At 71.1% G+C, this 16201-nt stretch carries 15 protein-coding genes and 1 pseudogene; 6 read left to right on the plus strand and 10 right to left on the minus strand.

The features are described from left to right. Window positions 1-10: 10 nt before the first annotated feature. The 9 genes and pseudogenes from ADK54_RS38340 to ureA all read right to left on the minus strand — a co-directional run bounded on the left by ADK54_RS38340 (window position 11) and on the right by ureA (window position 10189). Complete coding sequence (locus tag ADK54_RS38340; protein WP_053730448.1) at window positions 11-1159, minus strand: agmatine deiminase family protein; 1149 nt, start codon at window positions 1157-1159, stop codon at window positions 11-13. Next, complete coding sequence (locus tag ADK54_RS38345; RefSeq protein ID WP_053730449.1) at window positions 1156-2004, minus strand: ABC transporter ATP-binding protein; 849 nt, start codon at window positions 2002-2004, stop codon at window positions 1156-1158. Before ADK54_RS38345 ends, ADK54_RS38340 begins: the two co-directional genes overlap by 4 nt. Further along, a complete protein-coding gene (locus ADK54_RS38350) occupies window positions 1997-3022 on the minus strand; it encodes an ABC transporter ATP-binding protein (protein ID WP_053730450.1) in 1026 nt (341 codons plus the stop codon). The genes ADK54_RS38345 and ADK54_RS38350 overlap by 8 nt, the downstream gene beginning before the upstream one ends. Next, complete coding sequence (locus ADK54_RS38355; RefSeq protein WP_053730451.1) at window positions 3019-3873, minus strand: ABC transporter permease; 855 nt, start codon at window positions 3871-3873, stop codon at window positions 3019-3021. The genes ADK54_RS38350 and ADK54_RS38355 overlap by 4 nt, the downstream gene beginning before the upstream one ends. Then, window positions 3870-4829, minus strand: coding sequence for an ABC transporter permease (locus tag ADK54_RS38360; protein WP_078966962.1), 960 nt, complete (start codon window positions 4827-4829; stop codon window positions 3870-3872). The genes ADK54_RS38355 and ADK54_RS38360 overlap by 4 nt, the downstream gene beginning before the upstream one ends. After that, complete coding sequence (locus ADK54_RS38365; RefSeq protein WP_053730453.1) at window positions 4826-6481, minus strand: ABC transporter substrate-binding protein; 1656 nt, start codon at window positions 6479-6481, stop codon at window positions 4826-4828. Before ADK54_RS38365 ends, ADK54_RS38360 begins: the two co-directional genes overlap by 4 nt. Before the next feature lie 86 nt (window positions 6482-6567). After that, window positions 6568-7581, minus strand: a complete 1014-nt coding sequence (locus ADK54_RS38370) for an agmatine deiminase family protein (protein WP_234392378.1) — start codon at window positions 7579-7581, stop codon at window positions 6568-6570. A gap of 193 nt (window positions 7582-7774) precedes the next feature. Beyond that, window positions 7775-9464: pseudogene (locus ADK54_RS38375) on the minus strand (urease subunit alpha). Between the two features lie 8 nt (window positions 9465-9472). Then, window positions 9473-10189, minus strand: coding sequence for an urease subunit gamma (gene ureA / locus ADK54_RS38380; RefSeq protein ID WP_053730454.1), 717 nt, complete (start codon window positions 10187-10189; stop codon window positions 9473-9475). A 305-nt stretch (window positions 10190-10494) separates the two neighbouring features. Between ureA and ADK54_RS38385 the strand changes: the two genes are divergently transcribed. From ADK54_RS38385 to ADK54_RS38395, 3 genes are all read left to right on the plus strand, one after another. Further along, the gene (locus ADK54_RS38385; RefSeq protein WP_053730455.1) at window positions 10495-11052 is read left to right on the plus strand and encodes a TetR/AcrR family transcriptional regulator; all 558 of its coding nucleotides are present in this window, start codon (window positions 10495-10497) and stop codon (window positions 11050-11052) included. A gap of 52 nt (window positions 11053-11104) precedes the next feature. Continuing rightward, window positions 11105-11689, plus strand: a complete 585-nt coding sequence (locus tag ADK54_RS38390; protein ID WP_053730456.1) for a TetR/AcrR family transcriptional regulator — start codon at window positions 11105-11107, stop codon at window positions 11687-11689. Window positions 11690-11803: 114 nt separating this feature from the next. Further along, window positions 11804-13024: an agmatine deiminase family protein gene (locus tag ADK54_RS38395; protein ID WP_078966964.1), complete on the plus strand. Its 1221-nt coding sequence runs from the start codon at window positions 11804-11806 to the stop codon at window positions 13022-13024. A gap of 185 nt (window positions 13025-13209) precedes the next feature. Here ADK54_RS38395 and ADK54_RS38400 read toward each other — a convergent pair whose 3' ends face one another. Beyond that, window positions 13210-13923: an RICIN domain-containing protein gene (locus ADK54_RS38400; protein ID WP_053730457.1), complete on the minus strand. Its 714-nt coding sequence runs from the start codon at window positions 13921-13923 to the stop codon at window positions 13210-13212. A 168-nt stretch (window positions 13924-14091) separates the two neighbouring features. Between ADK54_RS38400 and ADK54_RS38405 the strand changes: the two genes are divergently transcribed. The 3 genes from ADK54_RS38405 to ADK54_RS38415 are packed head-to-tail and all read left to right on the plus strand — an operon-like array spanning window position 14092 to window position 16170. Further along, complete coding sequence (locus ADK54_RS38405) at window positions 14092-14547, plus strand: hypothetical protein (RefSeq protein ID WP_053730458.1); 456 nt, start codon at window positions 14092-14094, stop codon at window positions 14545-14547. Then, a complete protein-coding gene (locus tag ADK54_RS38410) occupies window positions 14544-15059 on the plus strand; it encodes a ParH-like protein (protein ID WP_053730459.1) in 516 nt (171 codons plus the stop codon). The genes ADK54_RS38405 and ADK54_RS38410 overlap by 4 nt, the downstream gene beginning before the upstream one ends. Further along, window positions 15052-16170, plus strand: a complete 1119-nt coding sequence (locus ADK54_RS38415) for an MAB_1171c family putative transporter (protein ID WP_053730460.1) — start codon at window positions 15052-15054, stop codon at window positions 16168-16170. The genes ADK54_RS38410 and ADK54_RS38415 overlap by 8 nt, the downstream gene beginning before the upstream one ends. Window positions 16171-16201 lie beyond the last annotated feature (31 nt).

Genomic DNA, 16201 nt, shown 5'->3' on the forward strand with positions numbered 1-16201 from the left:
GACCCCGCCTTCATCGCCGCGGCTGCTGCTGGGTGACGCAGTGGATGCCGCCGCCGCCCGCGCCGAGGCGGTCGATGTCGAGCTGCTCGACGACCCGGCCCGGGAACAGCCGCTGGAGGGTGGCCTTCGCCGCGGCGTCGGCGCGGGCGTCGCCGAACTGGGCGGATATCACCCCGCCGTTGCAGACGTAGTAATTGGCGTACGCGGCAACGAAGTTGGGGTTACTGGAGCGGATGAGGCCGTAGTCGGGGCCCTGGAGCTGGGTGACTCGGATCGGGTTGCCTGCGGCATCGCGGGATGCGGAGAGGGTCTGGTACTGCTGGCGGGCGTCCTTGGACCAGGCGTCGTTGTCGGTGGCCAGGGGCAGCTGGACGAGCCCCGCCCCGGCCGCCAGGAACCTGGAGGTCGCGTCGACGTGGTCGTCGGTGATGTCCCGCCCGGTCACGCCGTTGAACCAGATCACTTCCGTGGCGCCGAACGCCTCGCACAGGGCCGCTTCGATCTGGGCCTGCTTCATGTTCCGGTTGCGGTTGGTGTTGATGAGACTGCTCCGGGTCGCCATGAGGGTGCCGTTGCCGTCCGTCTCCACCGCGCCGCCCTCGCCGACGACGCCCGCCGCGGTGAACGGCACACCGAGGCTCGCCGCTATCCGCTGGGCGACCAGGGCGTCCTTCGCGTGGGCCTGTTTGTTGCCCCAGCCGTTGAAGTTGAGGCCGATGGCGTCCAAGCCTCCGGCACCGTCGGTGCGGAAGACCGGCCCGGTGTCGCGCATCCAGCAGTCGTCGACCGGGATCGAGCCGAGCACGGTCACGGCCGAGCCGCACGCGCTGCGCGCCGTGGCGACACTGGCGGAATTGGCGCAGACAGTGACGGGTTCGTACCTGGCTATCGTCTTCGCGACGAGGGCGATGTCGGCCTGAACTCCGGCCAGTTGGCGGCCCCAGATGGCGCTGCTGTCGGGCCATGCCATCCAGGTCCGGGTGTGCGCAGCGGTGTCGAGGGGCACGGCGATGCCTTCGGGGGCCGCGGCGGCGTGAGCCCTGCCTGTGGCGGTCGCCGCCCAGGCCGTACCTGCTGCCGCTAGTCCGGCGGCGGCCACGAAGGTTCTTCGGCCCAGTTGGCGGGGTGATGGGGCGCCGGATGCGGAGGGGTCAGTCATTTCTGGTCTCCGATCGGTTGGGTACGGTGCTCAAGGAGTGGGGTCTGTTGCAGGGCTCGACGTGCGGCCACGATGGCTCGCGGGTCCCATCCCGGGCGCGGAACCGAGTCCAGCAGGAGCCGCGTATAAGGGTGTTGGGGTTCCGAGAGAACCTGGTCCGTGCTGCCCGACTCGACGATCCGGCCCTGCCGCATGACGATCACGTCGTCGGTGACGCAGCGCACCACGCCGAGGTCATGGGTGATGAACAGATAGCCGACGCCGGTCTCCGCCCGGATGTCGGCCAGCAGATTGAGGATCTGCGCCTGCACCGACACGTCCAGGGCCGCCACGGCCTCGTCGAGGACCAGGATGGCCGGCTCCACGGCCAGCGCCCGCGCGATGGCGACGCGCTGGCGCTGGCCGCCCGAGAGCTGCCGGGGAAGTGCGTCACGGGCCCGGTCACCCAGGCCGACCTGGTCGAGGAGCTCGGCCAGGCGCCGGGAATGGTCCGCACCGGGGAAGTGGAGCCGCAGGGCTTCCCGCAGTGCCGCCTCGACGCAGACCCTCGGGTCCAGCGAGAGGAAGGGGTCCTGGAAGACCATCTGCACCTCCCGGGCCCGCGCCAGCCTGGCGGCCCGGCCACGAGCACGACCCGTGCGCTCGTGACCCCGCACCAGTACGCGGCCCGCGTCCGCGCCCTCCAGGCCCACGACGATCCGGGCGGTCGTCGTCTTGCCCGAGCCCGATTCGCCGACGATGCCGAGCGCTCCACCCCTGGCGAGGGAGAACGACACGTCGTCGACGGCCCGGACGCTCCCGAAGCGACGGTGTATGCCGCTGACCTGCAGAACGGTCTCAGCCATGAGTGGCGCTCCCCTGGACGCGGTCGCTGTGGTGGCACGCGACACGGTGCACACCCCTGCCCGGGTCACCCGTGACCGGCCGGTCGGCGGGCGCCTGTTCCGCGCAGACGGTGGTGGCGTGGACGCAGCGCGGCGCGAAGGGGCAGCCGGTCAACTCGGCCTGCAGATCCGGGAGTTGACCGTCAATGGCGGCCAGTCGGCCCTGCGGCGCGTCGAGCCGTGGGGTGGCCGCGAGCAGGGCCTCCGTGTACGGGTGGCGGGGCCGGGCGAACAGGGCGTCGGCGGAACCCGTCTCGACGATCCGCCCGGCGTACATGACGTACACCCGGTCGCTGATGGTCGCGGCGAGGCCGAGGTCATGGGTGACGAAGAGCAGTGCGGTGCGGAAGCGGTCCCGCAGGTCGGCCAGGAGCGCGACGACTTCGGCCTGGGTCGTGACGTCGAGGGCGGTGGTGGCCTCGTCGGCGAGGAGCAGCGCCGGTTCGCCCATCAACGCGGCGGCGATCATGACGCGTTGGAGCATGCCGCCGGAGAGCTGGCCCGGGTAGCGGCGCAGCGCGGCGGTGGTGAGACCGACCGCCACGAGCATCTCCCCCGCGCGCCGGTTGGCTTCTTCGGCGGGCATCATGGTGTTGAGGCGCAGGCTCTCGGTGAGGAAGTCGCCGATCCGGCGCAGCGGGTTGATGGCCGCCCGGGGGTCCTGGAAGATCATGGCGGCCGTGCCGGTGCGCAGGGCGCGCAGGCGTGCGGCGGTCATGGTGAGCACGTCCTCGCCCGCGACCCGGACGGTGCCCGAGGCGCCGGCTCCGGGTGGCAGCAGTCGCAGGACGCTGCGTGAGGTGAGTGTCTTGCCGGAGCCCGATTCGCCGACCAGCGCCACGGTCTCCCCGGCCGAGACACTGAGGTCGACGCCGTCGAGCACGGGCCGGGCGGTGCTCGGCAGCCGCAGGCGCAGACCCTTGATGTCGAGTACGTACGGGACGGCTGACGGCTCCTCGACGGTGGCAGGGGTGTTCATCGGTCCCTCCTCGCGACGTGGTCGGCCCAGCGCTCGCCGACCACGTTGAACGCGACGACGGTGAGCACGATCGCGGCGCACGGCCAGATCGCCGACAGGGGGTAGCCGCGCTGGATGGCGGTCTGGCCGTCGAGGACCATCCGGCCCCAGTCGGGGGTGAGCGCGGGGACGCCGAGGCCGAGGAAGGAGAGTCCGGCCAGGTCGATCAGGGCGTAGCCGAAGTTGATGGTGGACTGGGCGAGGACGACGGGCCCGATGTTGGGCAGGACGTGCCGCAGACAGATCTGCGTCCCGGAGTGACCCTGCACCAAGTAGGCGTTCACATAAGGTCGTTCACGCTCTGCGAGCACCAGGGAGCGGGTGAGCCGGCTGACGTACGGGAGGTAGGCGACGGCGAGCGCGATGACGGGTGCGGTGAGCCCCTCTCCGTACACCGCGACGATGAGGATCGCGAGGAGCATGCCGGGGAAGGCGAAGACGAGTTCCGTGCTGCGGGAGAGGACGGAGTCGAGCCAGCCGCCCCGCCAGGCGGCGGTGGTTCCGATGGCCACGCCCGCCAGGGTGGAGAAGGCGACCACTCCGAGCGGGCCGAGGAGCGAGGCGCGGGCACCCATGACGAGGCGGGCGAGGGTGTCGCGGCCGGAGGAGTCGACACCGAAGGGGTGGGCGGCGGACGGGCCCGCGAGCGCGTTGCCCAGGTCCACCGCGTTGGGGTCGGCCGGAGCCAGCCAGGGGGCGAGCAGCGCCGCCAGCACGACGAGGGTGACGAAGCCGAGGCACAGCAGGTACAGCGGTGCGTGGGGCGTGCGGAGCCGGGAGAGGCCGGGGCGCCGCAGGACGGCGACGCTCATGCGGCGGACCTCCGGGGGCTGAGGGCGATGCGCGGGTCGACCAGGGGGTGGACCAGGTCGACGACCAGGTTCACCGCCATGAACAGGCCGACCATGGTCAGGGAGATGGCCTGCACGGTGGGAAAGTCCTTGGTGGTGATGGAGAGTTCGAGGAGCTGGCCGATGCCGCCGACACCGAACGCCGACTCCACCAGGACGGTGCACACCAGGAGGGTGGAGACGATCAGGCCGCCGGTGGTGAGCACGGTGCCGAGCGCGTTGCGGAACACATGACGGCTCATCACCTTGCGTCGGGGCACGCCCCGGCTGAGGGCCACCGTGACATGTTCCTGGCCCAGGACGTCGAGCATGGCGCTGCGGGTGACGCGGGCCAGCATGCCGATCAGGTACAGGGCCAGCGCGATGGCGGGCAGGGTCAGGTGCCAGATCATCCGGGCGAGCCCGTCGCCGGTTCCGCCGGCCGGGAACCAGTGCAGCCGCACCGCGAACAGGCCCTGGAGCAGCACCGCGGCGACGAAGGACGGGGTGCCGACGGCGAGCGTGGTGGTGACCAGGATCGTCGAATCCACGACGCCGCCCCGCACCGCGGCGATCCGGCCGAGGACGAGGCCCGCGACCACGACGAGACCGAGCGCCATGGCTACCAGCAGCAGGGTGCTGGGCAGCCGGTCGGCGAGCAGCCGCGACACGTCCGTGCGGTACGTGATCGAGCGGCCGAAGTCACCGTGCAGGAGCTGGCCGAGCCAGCGGAAGTACCGTACGGCGAACGGGTCGTCGAGGTGGTACTGATGGTTGATCGCCTCCAGGGCGGACAGCGAGGCGGAGCGCCCCGAGAGGAGGAAGCTCGCCGGGCTGCCCGGCGCCAGATACATCGCGCCGAAGATCACGAACGAGGCGGCGAGCAGTGTGGCCGCCATTTCGGCGAGGCGGCGCAGGGCGAATCTGAGGAAGCTCACTGTGCGGCCCCCACATCCGCCGCCCATGGGTAGTAGAGGTAGGAGATGGTGGTGGGGGCGCCAGTGATCCGCTTGTTGAGGAACACGGCGGTCGGCCATTCGGCGACCGGGATCCACAACACCTGCTCGGCCGCCTTCTGCTGGAGCTTGGCCTCGACGGCGAAGCGGGTGGCCGGGTCGTAGGCGGCGCGTGCCTGGTCGACGAGCTGGTCGTAGGCGCGGTCGCTGTATCCGGCGTAGTTCTGGTAGGAGCCGGTGCGGAAGTTGCTGAGGAGGTCCAGGGGGTCGGTGATGGAGTCGTAGTACGTCTCGGGGAACAGGTCGATGCCCTCGCGTGCCTTGGGGTCGGTGAACAGTGCGGTGAAGGCGTTGGGGGCGATCGTCTTCAGCTGGACGTCGAGCCCGATCTGGGTGCCGGCCGCCTGGAGGGCGGTGGCGAGCAGTGACACGTCCTGGCCGATCGAGCTGGTCGCGACGGTCACCTTCTTTCCGGTGGCTCCGGCTTGCTTGACGAGCCTTCGGGCCTCGTCCAGGTTGGGCTCGACGGAGGGGAGGCCGTCGAAGGCCTCGTGCCGGACCTGCTCGGGCGCGGTGACCCAAGCCGCCTTGGCGGTAAGGGAGTTGGTGACGGTCCCTGCGCCACCGAGGCCGGTCTTCACGAAGCCCCGACGGTCCAGGGCCAGGGCCAGGGCGCGCCGGACGCGGACGTCACCGAGCACACCGTGCATGTCGGTCACGTTGACGTTGTCGGTGCTGAGGCCCTCACCGAAGTAGAGGGTGCCCGCGCCGCTGGAGCGCAGTGCGCCGTAGCTCTCGGTGGGGATGAGGTATCCGCCGTCCACTTCGCCGCTGAGCATGGCCTTGGTACGCGCGGAGGAGTCGGTGAGGAAGCGGAACACCGCTTTCCCCGATTTGGCCTTGGCGCCCCAGTAGCCGGCGAACCGGTCGAGTTCGATCGACTGTCCCTTGCTCCAGGTCCCGAGCTTGTACGGTCCGGTGCAGTCGAGGCCGCCCGAGGTGCCGTACTCCTTGCCCGCCGCCCGGACTCCGGCCCGGCTCGCGACCACGCCGGCGGCCGTCGCCATGTACTGGGGGAACTGGGAGTCGGGCTGCTTCAGTTTTACGGTGACCTGGAGCGGGCCGGTCTTGGTGAGCGTGGCGACGTTCTGGAAGACCTGCGCCCAGGCGGCTCCGTTGTCGGGGTTCATCTGCCGGCCGAGGCTGAACACGACGTCGTCGGCGGTCAGGGTACTGCCGTCGTGGAAGTGCACTCCGGGGCGCAGGTCGTAGACCCACGTCAGCGGGTCGGGGTTGGTGGCCTTCTCGGCCAGGCCCGGCGCAAGCTTGAGCTGGGGCGTCCAGCGCATGAGGCTCTCGCAGACATTGGAGAGGATCATGTTCTGCGGGTAGTCGAAGGCGGAGATGTAGTCGAGCGTCGGGGGCTCCGCGTAGAGGGCCCAGCTGAAGGAGCCGATCTCGCCCTTGGCGGGCGGGGTGCCGGCGGAGAGCTCGAAGTCCGCTGTCTTTCCTGGGGAGTTGGTGCCGGGAGGTCCCGCACAGGCGGAGATGAGGAGGGCGGCGGCCAGGGCCGTCGCGATCAGGGCGAGCCGGTGGGGACGGCGTCCTCCTGGCCGGGGCGGTGGAATGGGCATCGGAGCGGTTCCTCTCCGTACGGGCACGATGGAGGGTGAGGGGGGCGGCCTGGGCGGCTACAGGCCTGGCGGACGGGCGGCGGCGCTCAGCGCGAGGAATCAGGCGCGGCGGGCACCTGCTGGGTGATGCAGTGGACTCCTCCGCCGCCGTGGGCGAGCGCCCGGGCGGGCACGCCGACGACCTTGCGGTCAGGACAGGCCGCGGCGATGACCGCCAGGGCCTCGGCGTCCTGGGGCAGGCCGGCGACGGGGACGACCACCCCGCCGTTGGCCAGGTAGAAGTTGAGGTAGCCGACCTCGACGGGGGCGCCGTCGACCTCGGTGAACGCGCTCTGCGGAAGGTCGATGATCTCCAGGGTGCGGCCCTGGGCGTCCGGGGTGGCTTCGAGGACCGCGCGGTTGGCCCGCATCCGGGCGTGGTCGGGGTGCCCTGGATCATCGGGGAGCTGGACCAGGACCCGGCCCGGGGCGACGAAGGCGCAGACGCCGTCCACGTGTCCGTCGGTCTCGGTGTCCAGGAGCCCGCCGTACGGCAGCCAGATGACCTTGGTGACGCCGAGCCCGGCCTTCAGCTCCGCCTCGATCTCCTCCCTGCTCAGGCGCGGATTGCGGTTGGGATGGAGCAGGCACTGCTCGGTGGTGATCAGGGTGCCCTCGCCGTCCACGGTGATCGCCCCGCCCTCCAGGACCATTTCGGAGCGGACGGTGCGCTCGCCGAGGTGCTCCAGGAGCAGCGCGCTGACGCGGTCGTCGGCGTCGTACGGATGGTGCTTGCCGCCCCATGCGTTGAACCGGAAGTCGACGCCGGCCCGGCGGCCGTCGGGGCCGAGCACGAAGATGGGCCCGGAGTCCCTGAACCACGAGTCGTCCAGGGGCAGTTCGATCACCTCGATGCCGTCGCCGCACAGTGCGCGGGCGTCGTCTCCGTGGCCGGGCGGCGCGACCATGGTCACCGGCTCGAACTCCGCGATGGCTCGGGCCACTTGGGCGTACTCCTGCTTGGCCTGCGCCAGGACGGCGCCCCAGAGGTCGTGGCGGGTGGGCCACGCCATCAGGCAGCGCTCGTGCTCGGTCCACTCGGCGGGCATGCGGAAGGTCATCACAACTCTCTTCGTCAGGACTTCGAAAGGACTGCGAAAGGGGGGCCACGGGGGTGGGTGGCGGATTCCGGACCGGTCGTTCAGGGTTCGATCCGGGCGGACGATGGCCGTGCTGACCGCTGGTGTGCCCGGAATACTCCACCGAACTGAAAATTCAGTCAAGACAAAGGACCGAAGGATCTCGGCCACCCGGCTACAGGAAGTACAGGCGGCTCAGCGGCACTTCCTGCGCCGGGCCGGAGCGGATCGGGGCGCCGTCCAGGGTCACGAGTCCGCTGTCCGCCCCGACCTGGACCTCGCCGAGGCGCGTGTTGTTCACCAGGTCCGCCGGGCCGATGCCGCGGGTGCCGCGCACCGCGACCCGTCGGCGCCGCGTCGCCAGGGCGTCGTACGGCCGGCCGGAGGACCCGGACTCGGCGGCGGCCCGGCTGACGAACGCCACCGACAGGTCGGCCGCGGTCGCGCCGTGGGCGCCGAACAGCGGGCCGAGGACGAGGGGTTCGCAGCGGTCGGTGGCGGCATTGGGGTCGCCGGTCACGCCGTAGGCGGGGAAGCCGGCCTTGAGGACCAACTGGGGCTTCGCACCGAAGGAATGGGGCCACCACAGCACGATGTCCGCGAGCTTGCCGGTCTCGATGGAGCCGACCTCGTGCGAAAGGCCGTGCGCGATCGCCGGGTTGATGGTGAGTTTGGCGATGTAGCGCAGGACGCGGGCGTTGTCGTCGCCGGGCCCGTCGCCCTCCAGGGGGCCGAGCTCGGCCTTCATCTTCCCGGCGACGGCGAAGGTGCGGCGCACGGTTTCCCCGGCCCGCCCCATGCCCTGCGCGTCGGACGAGGTGATCCCGATGACCCCGAGGTCGTGGAGCACGTCCTCGGCTCCCATGGTCCCCGCGCGGATGCGGTCGCGGGCCATGGCCGCATCGCCGGGAAGCTCCGGCTGCAGGCCGTGCACGGACACGATCATGCCGTAGTGCTCGGCGACCGCGTCCCGGCCGAACGGCAGGGTGGGGTTGGTGGACGACCCGATGACGTTCGCAACGCCCGCCATGCTCAGCACATCGGGTACGTGTCCGCCGCCGCAGCCCTCGATGTGGAAGGCGTGGATGGTGCGACCTTCGAGCACCTTCAGGGTGTCCTCGACGGTGAGGCATTCATTCAACCCGTCGCTGTGCAGGGCGACTTGGACGTCGTGCTCCTCCGCCACGCGCAGCGCGGTGTCGAGCGCCCGGGTGTGCGCGCCCATGTCCTCGTGGCCCGCAGGCGCCACCCTCGGCCAGCGCCTCCACCAACGGCGCGCCGTCCGACGACGAACCCCGGCCGAGGAAGCCGATGTTGACCGGCCAGGCGTCGAAGGCGTTGAACGCGTGGCGCAGCGCCCAGGGTGAATTGACGCCGACGCCCCAGGCCGGCCCGATCTCCTGGCCGATGATCGTGGTGACACCGGAGGCCAGGGACGCCTCCATGATGCGGGGCGACAGCAGGTGTACGTGGGTGTCGACGGCGCCCGCCGTGGCGATCATGCCCTCGCCGGAGACGATCGTCGTGCCGGTGCCGACCACGACGTCCACCCCGGACAGCGTGTCCGGGTTGCCCGCCCGGCCGATGGCCGCGATCCGCCCCTCGCGGATGCCGATGGACACCTTGCGGATCCCGAGGGCCGCGTCGATCACCAGGACGTTGCTGATGACGACGTCACAGGTCTCGCGGACCGCGGCCGCCTTCAGGTGCAGCCCGTCACGGGCGGTCTTCCCGAACCCGGCCAGGAACTCATCGCCCGGGGCCTGTGAGTCGGACTCCACCCGCACCACCAGGCCGGTGTCTCCGAGGCGTACCCGGTCACCGGCCCGCGGGCCGTGCACGGCCGCGTACTCGCGCGCGTCGATGGAGTTGTTCACGGTGCCGCCTCCAGGTCTTGGTCGTCGTTCGGGCCGGCACCGAGATAGCCGCACGCCGCCGCCCGGCGCAGCGCCTCCCGCTTGGCACCCGGGGCGTCCAGCGGCCCGTCGACCAGACCGGCGAAGCCGATGACGACGCGGTCGCCGCCGATGGGCACGAGCGGGACCTCGCGGGAGGTGCCCGGGGCGAACCTCGTGGACGTTCCCGCGGGCTCGGCCAGCCGCATTCCGAAGGCGGCGGCCCGGTCGAAGTCCAGGCGGGGGTTGGCCTCGAAGAAGTGGAAGTGCGAGGTGACGCTGACCGGGACCGGGGCGGTGTTGCGGACCGTCACCACACACACCGGCTCGGGGCCGGGGACCGCCTCGGCGCCGGGCAGTACCGCCCCCGGCGCGCGGGCCCCGAGGCCGCCCCCGCCGAAAGGATCGCTGACGACGGCCAGCCTGCTCCCGTCGTCGAAGACCGCCTCCACATGGATCTCGGTGACGACATCGGGCACGCCGGGCAGTACGTCCCCGGACCCGAGCACCAGGCGGGCCGCGGCGACGGCCTCGGCGAGGCGGGCACCGTCCCGGGCCGCCTCGCACACGGTGTCGGCGATCAGGGCGGTCGCCTCGGGCACGTTCAGGAGGCACCCCCGGGCTCTGCGGGCCCGGGCCAGTTCCGCGGCGCCGAACAGCAGCAGCCGGTCGCGTTCCGTGGGTGTCAGCCGCATGTCCGCGCCTTCGGGCGGGGGCGTTGTACGGGCGCGAAGGCCGGGTCATGGATGCGCATGAGGGGAGATCTCTTTCGATCGGGGCCGACATTCGATTGGGCGGGCCGGCAGCACGTGGCCTGAACATCGCACTGACTGAAAATTCAGTCAAGAGGTTCGGCGGCGATACAAAGCGATACAAGCGGACCGGGTACCCCAAGGCTTGGGCGGCGAGGCCCGCTGCCCTTTGTGCGACGAACCAGGGGACAGGGCCCTGACCGGGGCGGATAGGGTGGGGAACCGTGGGCGACCGTAGAACAGCGATCATGGAAGCAGCCGCGCGGGTCATCGCCCGGCGCGGGGTGCGTGGCCTGCGCGTCGAGGAGCTGGCCGCCGAGGCCGGGGTGTCCACCGCGCTGATCTACTACCACTTCAAGGACCGCGCCGGAATCCTGCGCCGCACCCTGGAGTTCATCAGCGACCGCGCCGAGCGCTACACCACCGAGCGCGAAACGGACGCCGCACCGCTGAGTCCCCGGCAGGAGCTGGAACAGACCCTGCTCCTTGAACTGCAGGACGAGCCCGTGGTGCGGGAGAACAGCACCGCCTGGGGCGAGCTGCGGGCGAACGCCATATTCGAGCCCGAGCTCCGGGAAGACCTCGCCAAGGCCACGTTGATCTGGGTGCAGGAGATCGCCGATCTCCTCGGCCAGGTCAGCCCCATGTCCCCGGCCACCAGCCTGGCCGCCTCGGCCGAGCGGCTCACCGCGCTCCTCGAAGGTCTCAGCATGCGCTGGCTCAGCGGCATTCTCCCCTTGGCTCACGCCCGCACCCTGCTCCTTGAGGCCGTCGCCGTGGAGTTGGAGCGGCTCGCTCGCCGATAGCGGCACGTGCCGTACGGCGAGCGCACCGCACCTGAGTGGCTACTGTACGAAGGTGAGTACTCGACGCGCCAAGCTGCTGGAAGCGACCTGCCGAGTGATAGCCCTGCGGGGCGTCCGAGGGCTGCGGGTGGAGGACGTGGCCGCCGAGGCGGGCGTGTCCAAGACGCTGATCTACTACCACTTCCGCGACCGCGCGGGCCTGGTGACCAGCGCGCTGGAGTACGTCAACGACCGCGCTGAGGGCTATGCGGACATCGCGGAGGACGACGACTCCCCCGCCCATGAGCTGCTGCTCCGGCTGCTTGCCGCGGAATTCCAGGACGATGCCGCCGTACGCGAGAACTCCGCCGTGTGGGGCGAGGTCCGTGCGGCGGCGACCTTCGACGAAGGGCTGCGGCCGGTCCTGACCGCGCTGACCGAGCGCTGGCTCGTCGACCTGGCCGAGCTGATCGCCGACGGCCAGGACGACGGAACCATCCCCGCGTCCGTCGACTCACGAGCCGCCGCGATCCGGCTGACGGCCCTGGTGGAGGGGCTGAGCGGGCGCTGGCTGGCCGGCTTGATCACCACCCGGGAAGCGAGGGCCCACATCACGGCCGCCTTGGAGCGCGAGCTCCTCCCGAGCGCACGGGCCTGAGGCTGCGGGCATGCCCCGTTCGAGGTGGCGCCCCCTCTCCATATCTTGACTGAATTTTCAGTCAGTGCGAAAATAGCCCCACCAATGCACAGCACTTGATGCGGAGCACCACCCATGACCCACCTCCCCACAGGCAGGCGGCTGCTCGACGCCCTCTTCGGCAGGAGTTTCTCCGTGCCGCTTCCCCCCGTGTCCCGGCGCACCGCACTGCGCACGTTCGCCGGAGTCGGCGCCCTCGCCGTCACCTCCACGGCCTGCAGTCCCGGGAACGACCCGGCTGACGCGACCTCCTCCTCGCCCTCGGCCGCGGGTGAACAGAGCGCGGGCCGGCGCTTCGGCGCCGAGTGGGACAGCCACGCCCGGACGTTCATGTCCTGGCCGGCCCTTGATTCGGTGTGGGGCGAGCAACTGCCGTCCGTGCGCGAGGACATCGCGCGCGTGGCGCGGGCGGTCGCGGAGTACGAGCCCGTGGTGCTGATGGCCCGGCCCGACCAGCAGGCGGCGGCCCAGCGGGCCTGCGGCTCCCAGGTCGAGGTGATCCCGCTCGCGGTGGACGACCTGTGGGCCCGCGACACAGTGCCGGTTTTCGTGGCGGAGAACGGCCGCACCCTGGGCGTCGACCTCAACTTCAGCGGCTGGGGCAACAAGCAGGTGCACACCAACGACGGCCAGGTCGGCCGGGTGCTGCTCGCGAAGTACGGCATCGCGCGCGTCAAGGCGCCGCTGGTCGCCGAGGGCGGTTCCTTCGAGACCGACGGAGAGGGCACGCTCCTTGTCACGGAGAGCTCGGTGGTCAACAAGAACCGCAACCCCGGCAAGACCCGCGACCAGATCGAGGCCGAGCTGAAGAGCAGCCTCGGCGTCAAGAAGGTGCTCTGGCTGGCCGGGGTGCGGGGCAAGGACATCACCGACGCCCACGTCGACAGCATCGCCCGGTTCACCGCGCCGGGTGTCGTCTTGGTCGACCAGGCCTTCCCCGGCAGCCCGCCGGACGTCTGGGCCCGGTCGGCCGACCAGGCCCGGGCGGTCCTCAAGGAGGCAACTGACGCGCGCGGCAAGCGACTTGAGGTCATCGACCTGCCGCAGCCCGACCTCGACAAGATCACTGGCCGGGGCGACGACTTCGTCTCCACCTACGCGAACTTCTACGTCGCCAACGACGCCGTGTTCATGCCCCGTTTCGGCGACGCCCGGGCCGACGACCGGGCCAAGGGCATCCTGCAGGACCACTTCCCCAAGCGGGACGTCGTCCCCGTGAAGATCGACACCATCGCCTCCGGCGGAGGCGGCATCCACTGCGCGACCCACGACCAGCCCGGCAAACCAGCCAAGTAACCGCGCGGAGTGGCGCGGCCGCCGTGTGCGGTAGCTGGTCCACTCCTGATGCGCAGAACGTCAGTGACAGCCCCGTGATCGCCCTGGCCGCCCGCGTGGTCAGGCCACACCACGGCTACCCCCTGACACCCCTCCCGACCGCTCGGTCGCGCGAGCGGCGAGAGGGGCAGGGGCGGGGTGGTCCGTCAGGGGGTCAGTACCCACTTCTGGTTGGCCAGGCCGTTGCAGTCCCAGATGCCCAGCTGCGTGCCGTTGGCGGTGTTGAAGCCGAGGTCGTCGAGGCACTTGCCGGTGAGGGCGTTCTTGAGCGAGCCGTCCGGCTGCGGGACCCACTGCTCGCTCTGGCTGCCCTGCTGGCAGTCGTAGATCTCGACCTTGGTCCCGTTCTCACTGCGTCCCCACACCACGTTGAGACACATGCCGAGCGCGCGCACCGTGTGGTCCGTGCCCAGGGTCCACCACTGGGCGCCGGTGCCGTTGCAGTCGTAGACCTGCACGGGGGTGGCGACCGTGGTCTTTCCGCTGCGGATGTCCACGCACTTGCCGCCGTAGCCGACCAGCCGTCCCTGGCTGCCCGTGACGCCCACGACCACGGCGTCGATGTACTTGGTCGCGTAGGAGGCTCCCGTACACGCGCCGGTCGACGTGCCGTCGCCGGTGACGATGTTGCCGACCACCTGGAACGGGACCGGCTGGCCGCTCACCACGTAGAAGCAGCCGACCACGGCCCGCCACTGGGTGCCCGGGGCCACGCCTGAGCAGGAAGCGCTGCCCATCGGACCGCCGTAGTGGGTGGTGCACGAACCGGGGCTGGCAGCGGCCTGCGCCGTGCCGGGCAGGGCGACGGCTGCGCAGATCGCCAACAGCGCGGTCAATAAGGCGGCGGCAGTGCGTCTCATGGGGGTGCTCCTTCATTCACAAGGGCTGATCGGACGGACGTGCAACTCCGCGTCGAAGCCTGATCGAAGGGATGCCAGAGTGTCAACTGATGTGAAGAGATTGACCAGTTCATTCATCTCAGTTGAGATCGGACGGTGCCGGTCCCGTCCCGCGCGCGGTCGCTTACTATGCCGTTACTGAACGGAGGTGGGACGGTGCCGGAGGCCGGGGCCCAGTCATTGGCGGAGCGCATAGAGGCCCTCTTCCAGGCGGTACGCCGCCCGGACCGCTCGCCCTACAGCAACGAGGAAGTGGCCAGGGCCTGCCGCGAGTCGAGCGGAGAGACGTTTTCCGCCACCTATCTGTGGCAGCTGCGGACCGGCCGCCGGGACAACCCCACCAAGCGCCATCTGGAAGCGCTGGCCGCGTTCTTCCAGGTGCCCGTCGCGTACTTCTTCGACGACGCGGAGGGCGCCAAGGTCGGCGAGGAGGTCGCCCTCCTCTCCGCCATGCGGGACGCCGGTGTGCGCGATGTCGCGTTGCGCGCGGTCCACCTCTCCCCCGACGGACTGGGGACCGTACGCGACCTGATCGATTCCATCGCCCGTCGCGAGGCCGACCGGCGCCGCTCGACCGGCCGATGATGCCCGGCCGTTGGGGCACCGATCGGGCGGGCCGCGCTTCCAGGGACCGGCTGCGAAGGTGCCGCGACATCGCCGCCTCGCTGGAGCTCCCCGTTCCCTTCGACGCGGTCGAACTCATCGCCGCCGTGGCGGAGCAGCGGGGCCGGCCGATCGAACTCATGCCGACCGACTGGCATCCCGGCTTACCGTGCGGCCTGCTGGTCTCGGCGGAACTCGCCGACTACATCGCGTACGCCGCGGACACGGCCCCGCTGCACCGCCAGCACATCCTCGTTCACGAGCTGTCCCACCTCTTGTGCGGACACGACGGCACCCTCTCGACGGAGCTCACCCCACACCTCTCGCCGGGTCTTGTGCGGCGCGTCCTCGGCCGGACGGTCTACACCGATCCACAGGAGCGGGAGGCCGAGTTGCTGGCCTCGCTGATCCTCCAGCGCGCGGTCTGGTACCTGCCGGCCCGGCCGTCGGACCCCTTCCTCGACTCCGCCCGGTGGCGGGGTGGCCGTGACTGACGTCCTCCAGTGCCTGGCCGGACTCGCCCTGTGTGTGTTCGGCCTGTACCGGTGGAGCACGCTGCGCGCCGAGCGACGCGGCGCCGCGCAGCAGTACGTGCACCGCTTCGCCTTCTGCCTGGGCGCCGCCCTCGTCGTCCTCGCTCCGGCCACCGCCCGGGCGGTCGAGGACACGTTCGCCCTGCCGGGCCTGCCCATGCTCGCGGGCGACCTGCTGCGGATCGCGGCGGTCGCCTGCATGGGGCTGGTGACCGCCAGATCGGTTCAACGGCAGCTCATCACAGCCGGGTTGACGCTCCTGGCCCTGGTGTTGCTCTTCTCGGCGGCCCACATCCAGCACGCCTCCGGGGAACTGTTCGTCGACACCCGCCACCGTCCGTTCCTGGTCGCCTACAACACGACCATCACGCTCTACCCGGCTTGGCACGCGGCGGCCCTGTGCCGGGCTTCCCTGCACAGATCCCGGCGGGCCGACGGAGCCTTGCGCGTCGGACTGCGCCTGCTCTGCGCCGGCGCGGCCGCGGGCGTGGTGTGGACGGCCTGGGGGTTCGACGACATCCGGCTCGCCCTGTTCACCGGCCGCCAGACCGACGGCGAGGACGGCGTCTCCGCGGTCCTGGGTCTGCTGTGCGCGGCCCTGCTCATCGCGGGCGGCAGCACCGCCGCATGGTCCGCGCTGCGTCACTGGTGGTGGTCCTACCGCACCTATCGGGCACTGACACCGCTGTGGTCCGCCCTCTGCCGGAGCTTCCCGGAGATCGCCCTGCTGGGGCCCCGGCGCGGCTTCACCGAACTCGCGCCTCGCGCCCTGGGATTCGCCCTCTACCGCCGCGTCATCGAGATCCACGACGGCCTGCTGCTCCTGCGTCCGCACCTGCGGGACCCGTCCCCGACGGGACCGGACAGCGCGGCCACCGCCTGCGCGGCGTCGATCCTGGCCGCCCTGGACCGGGCGACCGCCTCACCGCCCGCCCCGGACCTCGCCTGTCCCCCGCCTCTCCTGGGAGACGGGGCCGCCATCGGAACGGACGCCGAGGCGGCCCAACTGGCTGCGGTTTCCCGGGCGTTCGCGCAGCTGACCGGATCCGGCCAGCACACGGCTTCGGTCTGATTCCGCCCGACCGCACCGCACCTGCCCGGTT

Source organism: Streptomyces sp. WM6378, from assembly GCF_001279695.1.
In the GTDB taxonomy this organism is placed as follows: domain Bacteria; phylum Actinomycetota; class Actinomycetes; order Streptomycetales; family Streptomycetaceae; genus Streptomyces.

Bases quoted from the DNA above. Each gene is read 5' to 3' on its own strand.
- ADK54_RS38340 (WP_053730448.1), bottom strand. From the start codon at position 1,159: ATGACTGACCCCTCCGCATCCGGCGCCCCATCACCCCGCCAACTGGGC.
- ADK54_RS38345 (WP_053730449.1), bottom strand. From the start codon at position 2,004: ATGGCTGAGACCGTTCTGCAGGTCAGCGGCATACACCGTCGCTTCGGG.
- ADK54_RS38350 (WP_053730450.1), bottom strand. From the start codon at position 3,022: ATGAACACCCCTGCCACCGTCGAGGAGCCGTCAGCCGTCCCGTACGTA.
- ADK54_RS38355 (WP_053730451.1), bottom strand. From the start codon at position 3,873: ATGAGCGTCGCCGTCCTGCGGCGCCCCGGCCTCTCCCGGCTCCGCACG.
- ADK54_RS38365 (WP_053730453.1), bottom strand. From the start codon at position 6,481: ATGCCCATTCCACCGCCCCGGCCAGGAGGACGCCGTCCCCACCGGCTC.
- ADK54_RS38370 (WP_234392378.1), bottom strand. From the start codon at position 7,581: ATGACCTTCCGCATGCCCGCCGAGTGGACCGAGCACGAGCGCTGCCTG.
- ureA (WP_053730454.1), bottom strand. From the start codon at position 10,189: ATGCGGCTGACACCCACGGAACGCGACCGGCTGCTGCTGTTCGGCGCC.
- ADK54_RS38385 (WP_053730455.1), top strand. From the start codon at position 10,495: ATGGAAGCAGCCGCGCGGGTCATCGCCCGGCGCGGGGTGCGTGGCCTG.
- ADK54_RS38395 (WP_078966964.1), top strand. From the start codon at position 11,804: ATGACCCACCTCCCCACAGGCAGGCGGCTGCTCGACGCCCTCTTCGGC.
- ADK54_RS38400 (WP_053730457.1), bottom strand. From the start codon at position 13,923: ATGAGACGCACTGCCGCCGCCTTATTGACCGCGCTGTTGGCGATCTGC.
- ADK54_RS38405 (WP_053730458.1), top strand. From the start codon at position 14,092: ATGCCGTTACTGAACGGAGGTGGGACGGTGCCGGAGGCCGGGGCCCAG.
- ADK54_RS38410 (WP_053730459.1), top strand. From the start codon at position 14,544: ATGATGCCCGGCCGTTGGGGCACCGATCGGGCGGGCCGCGCTTCCAGG.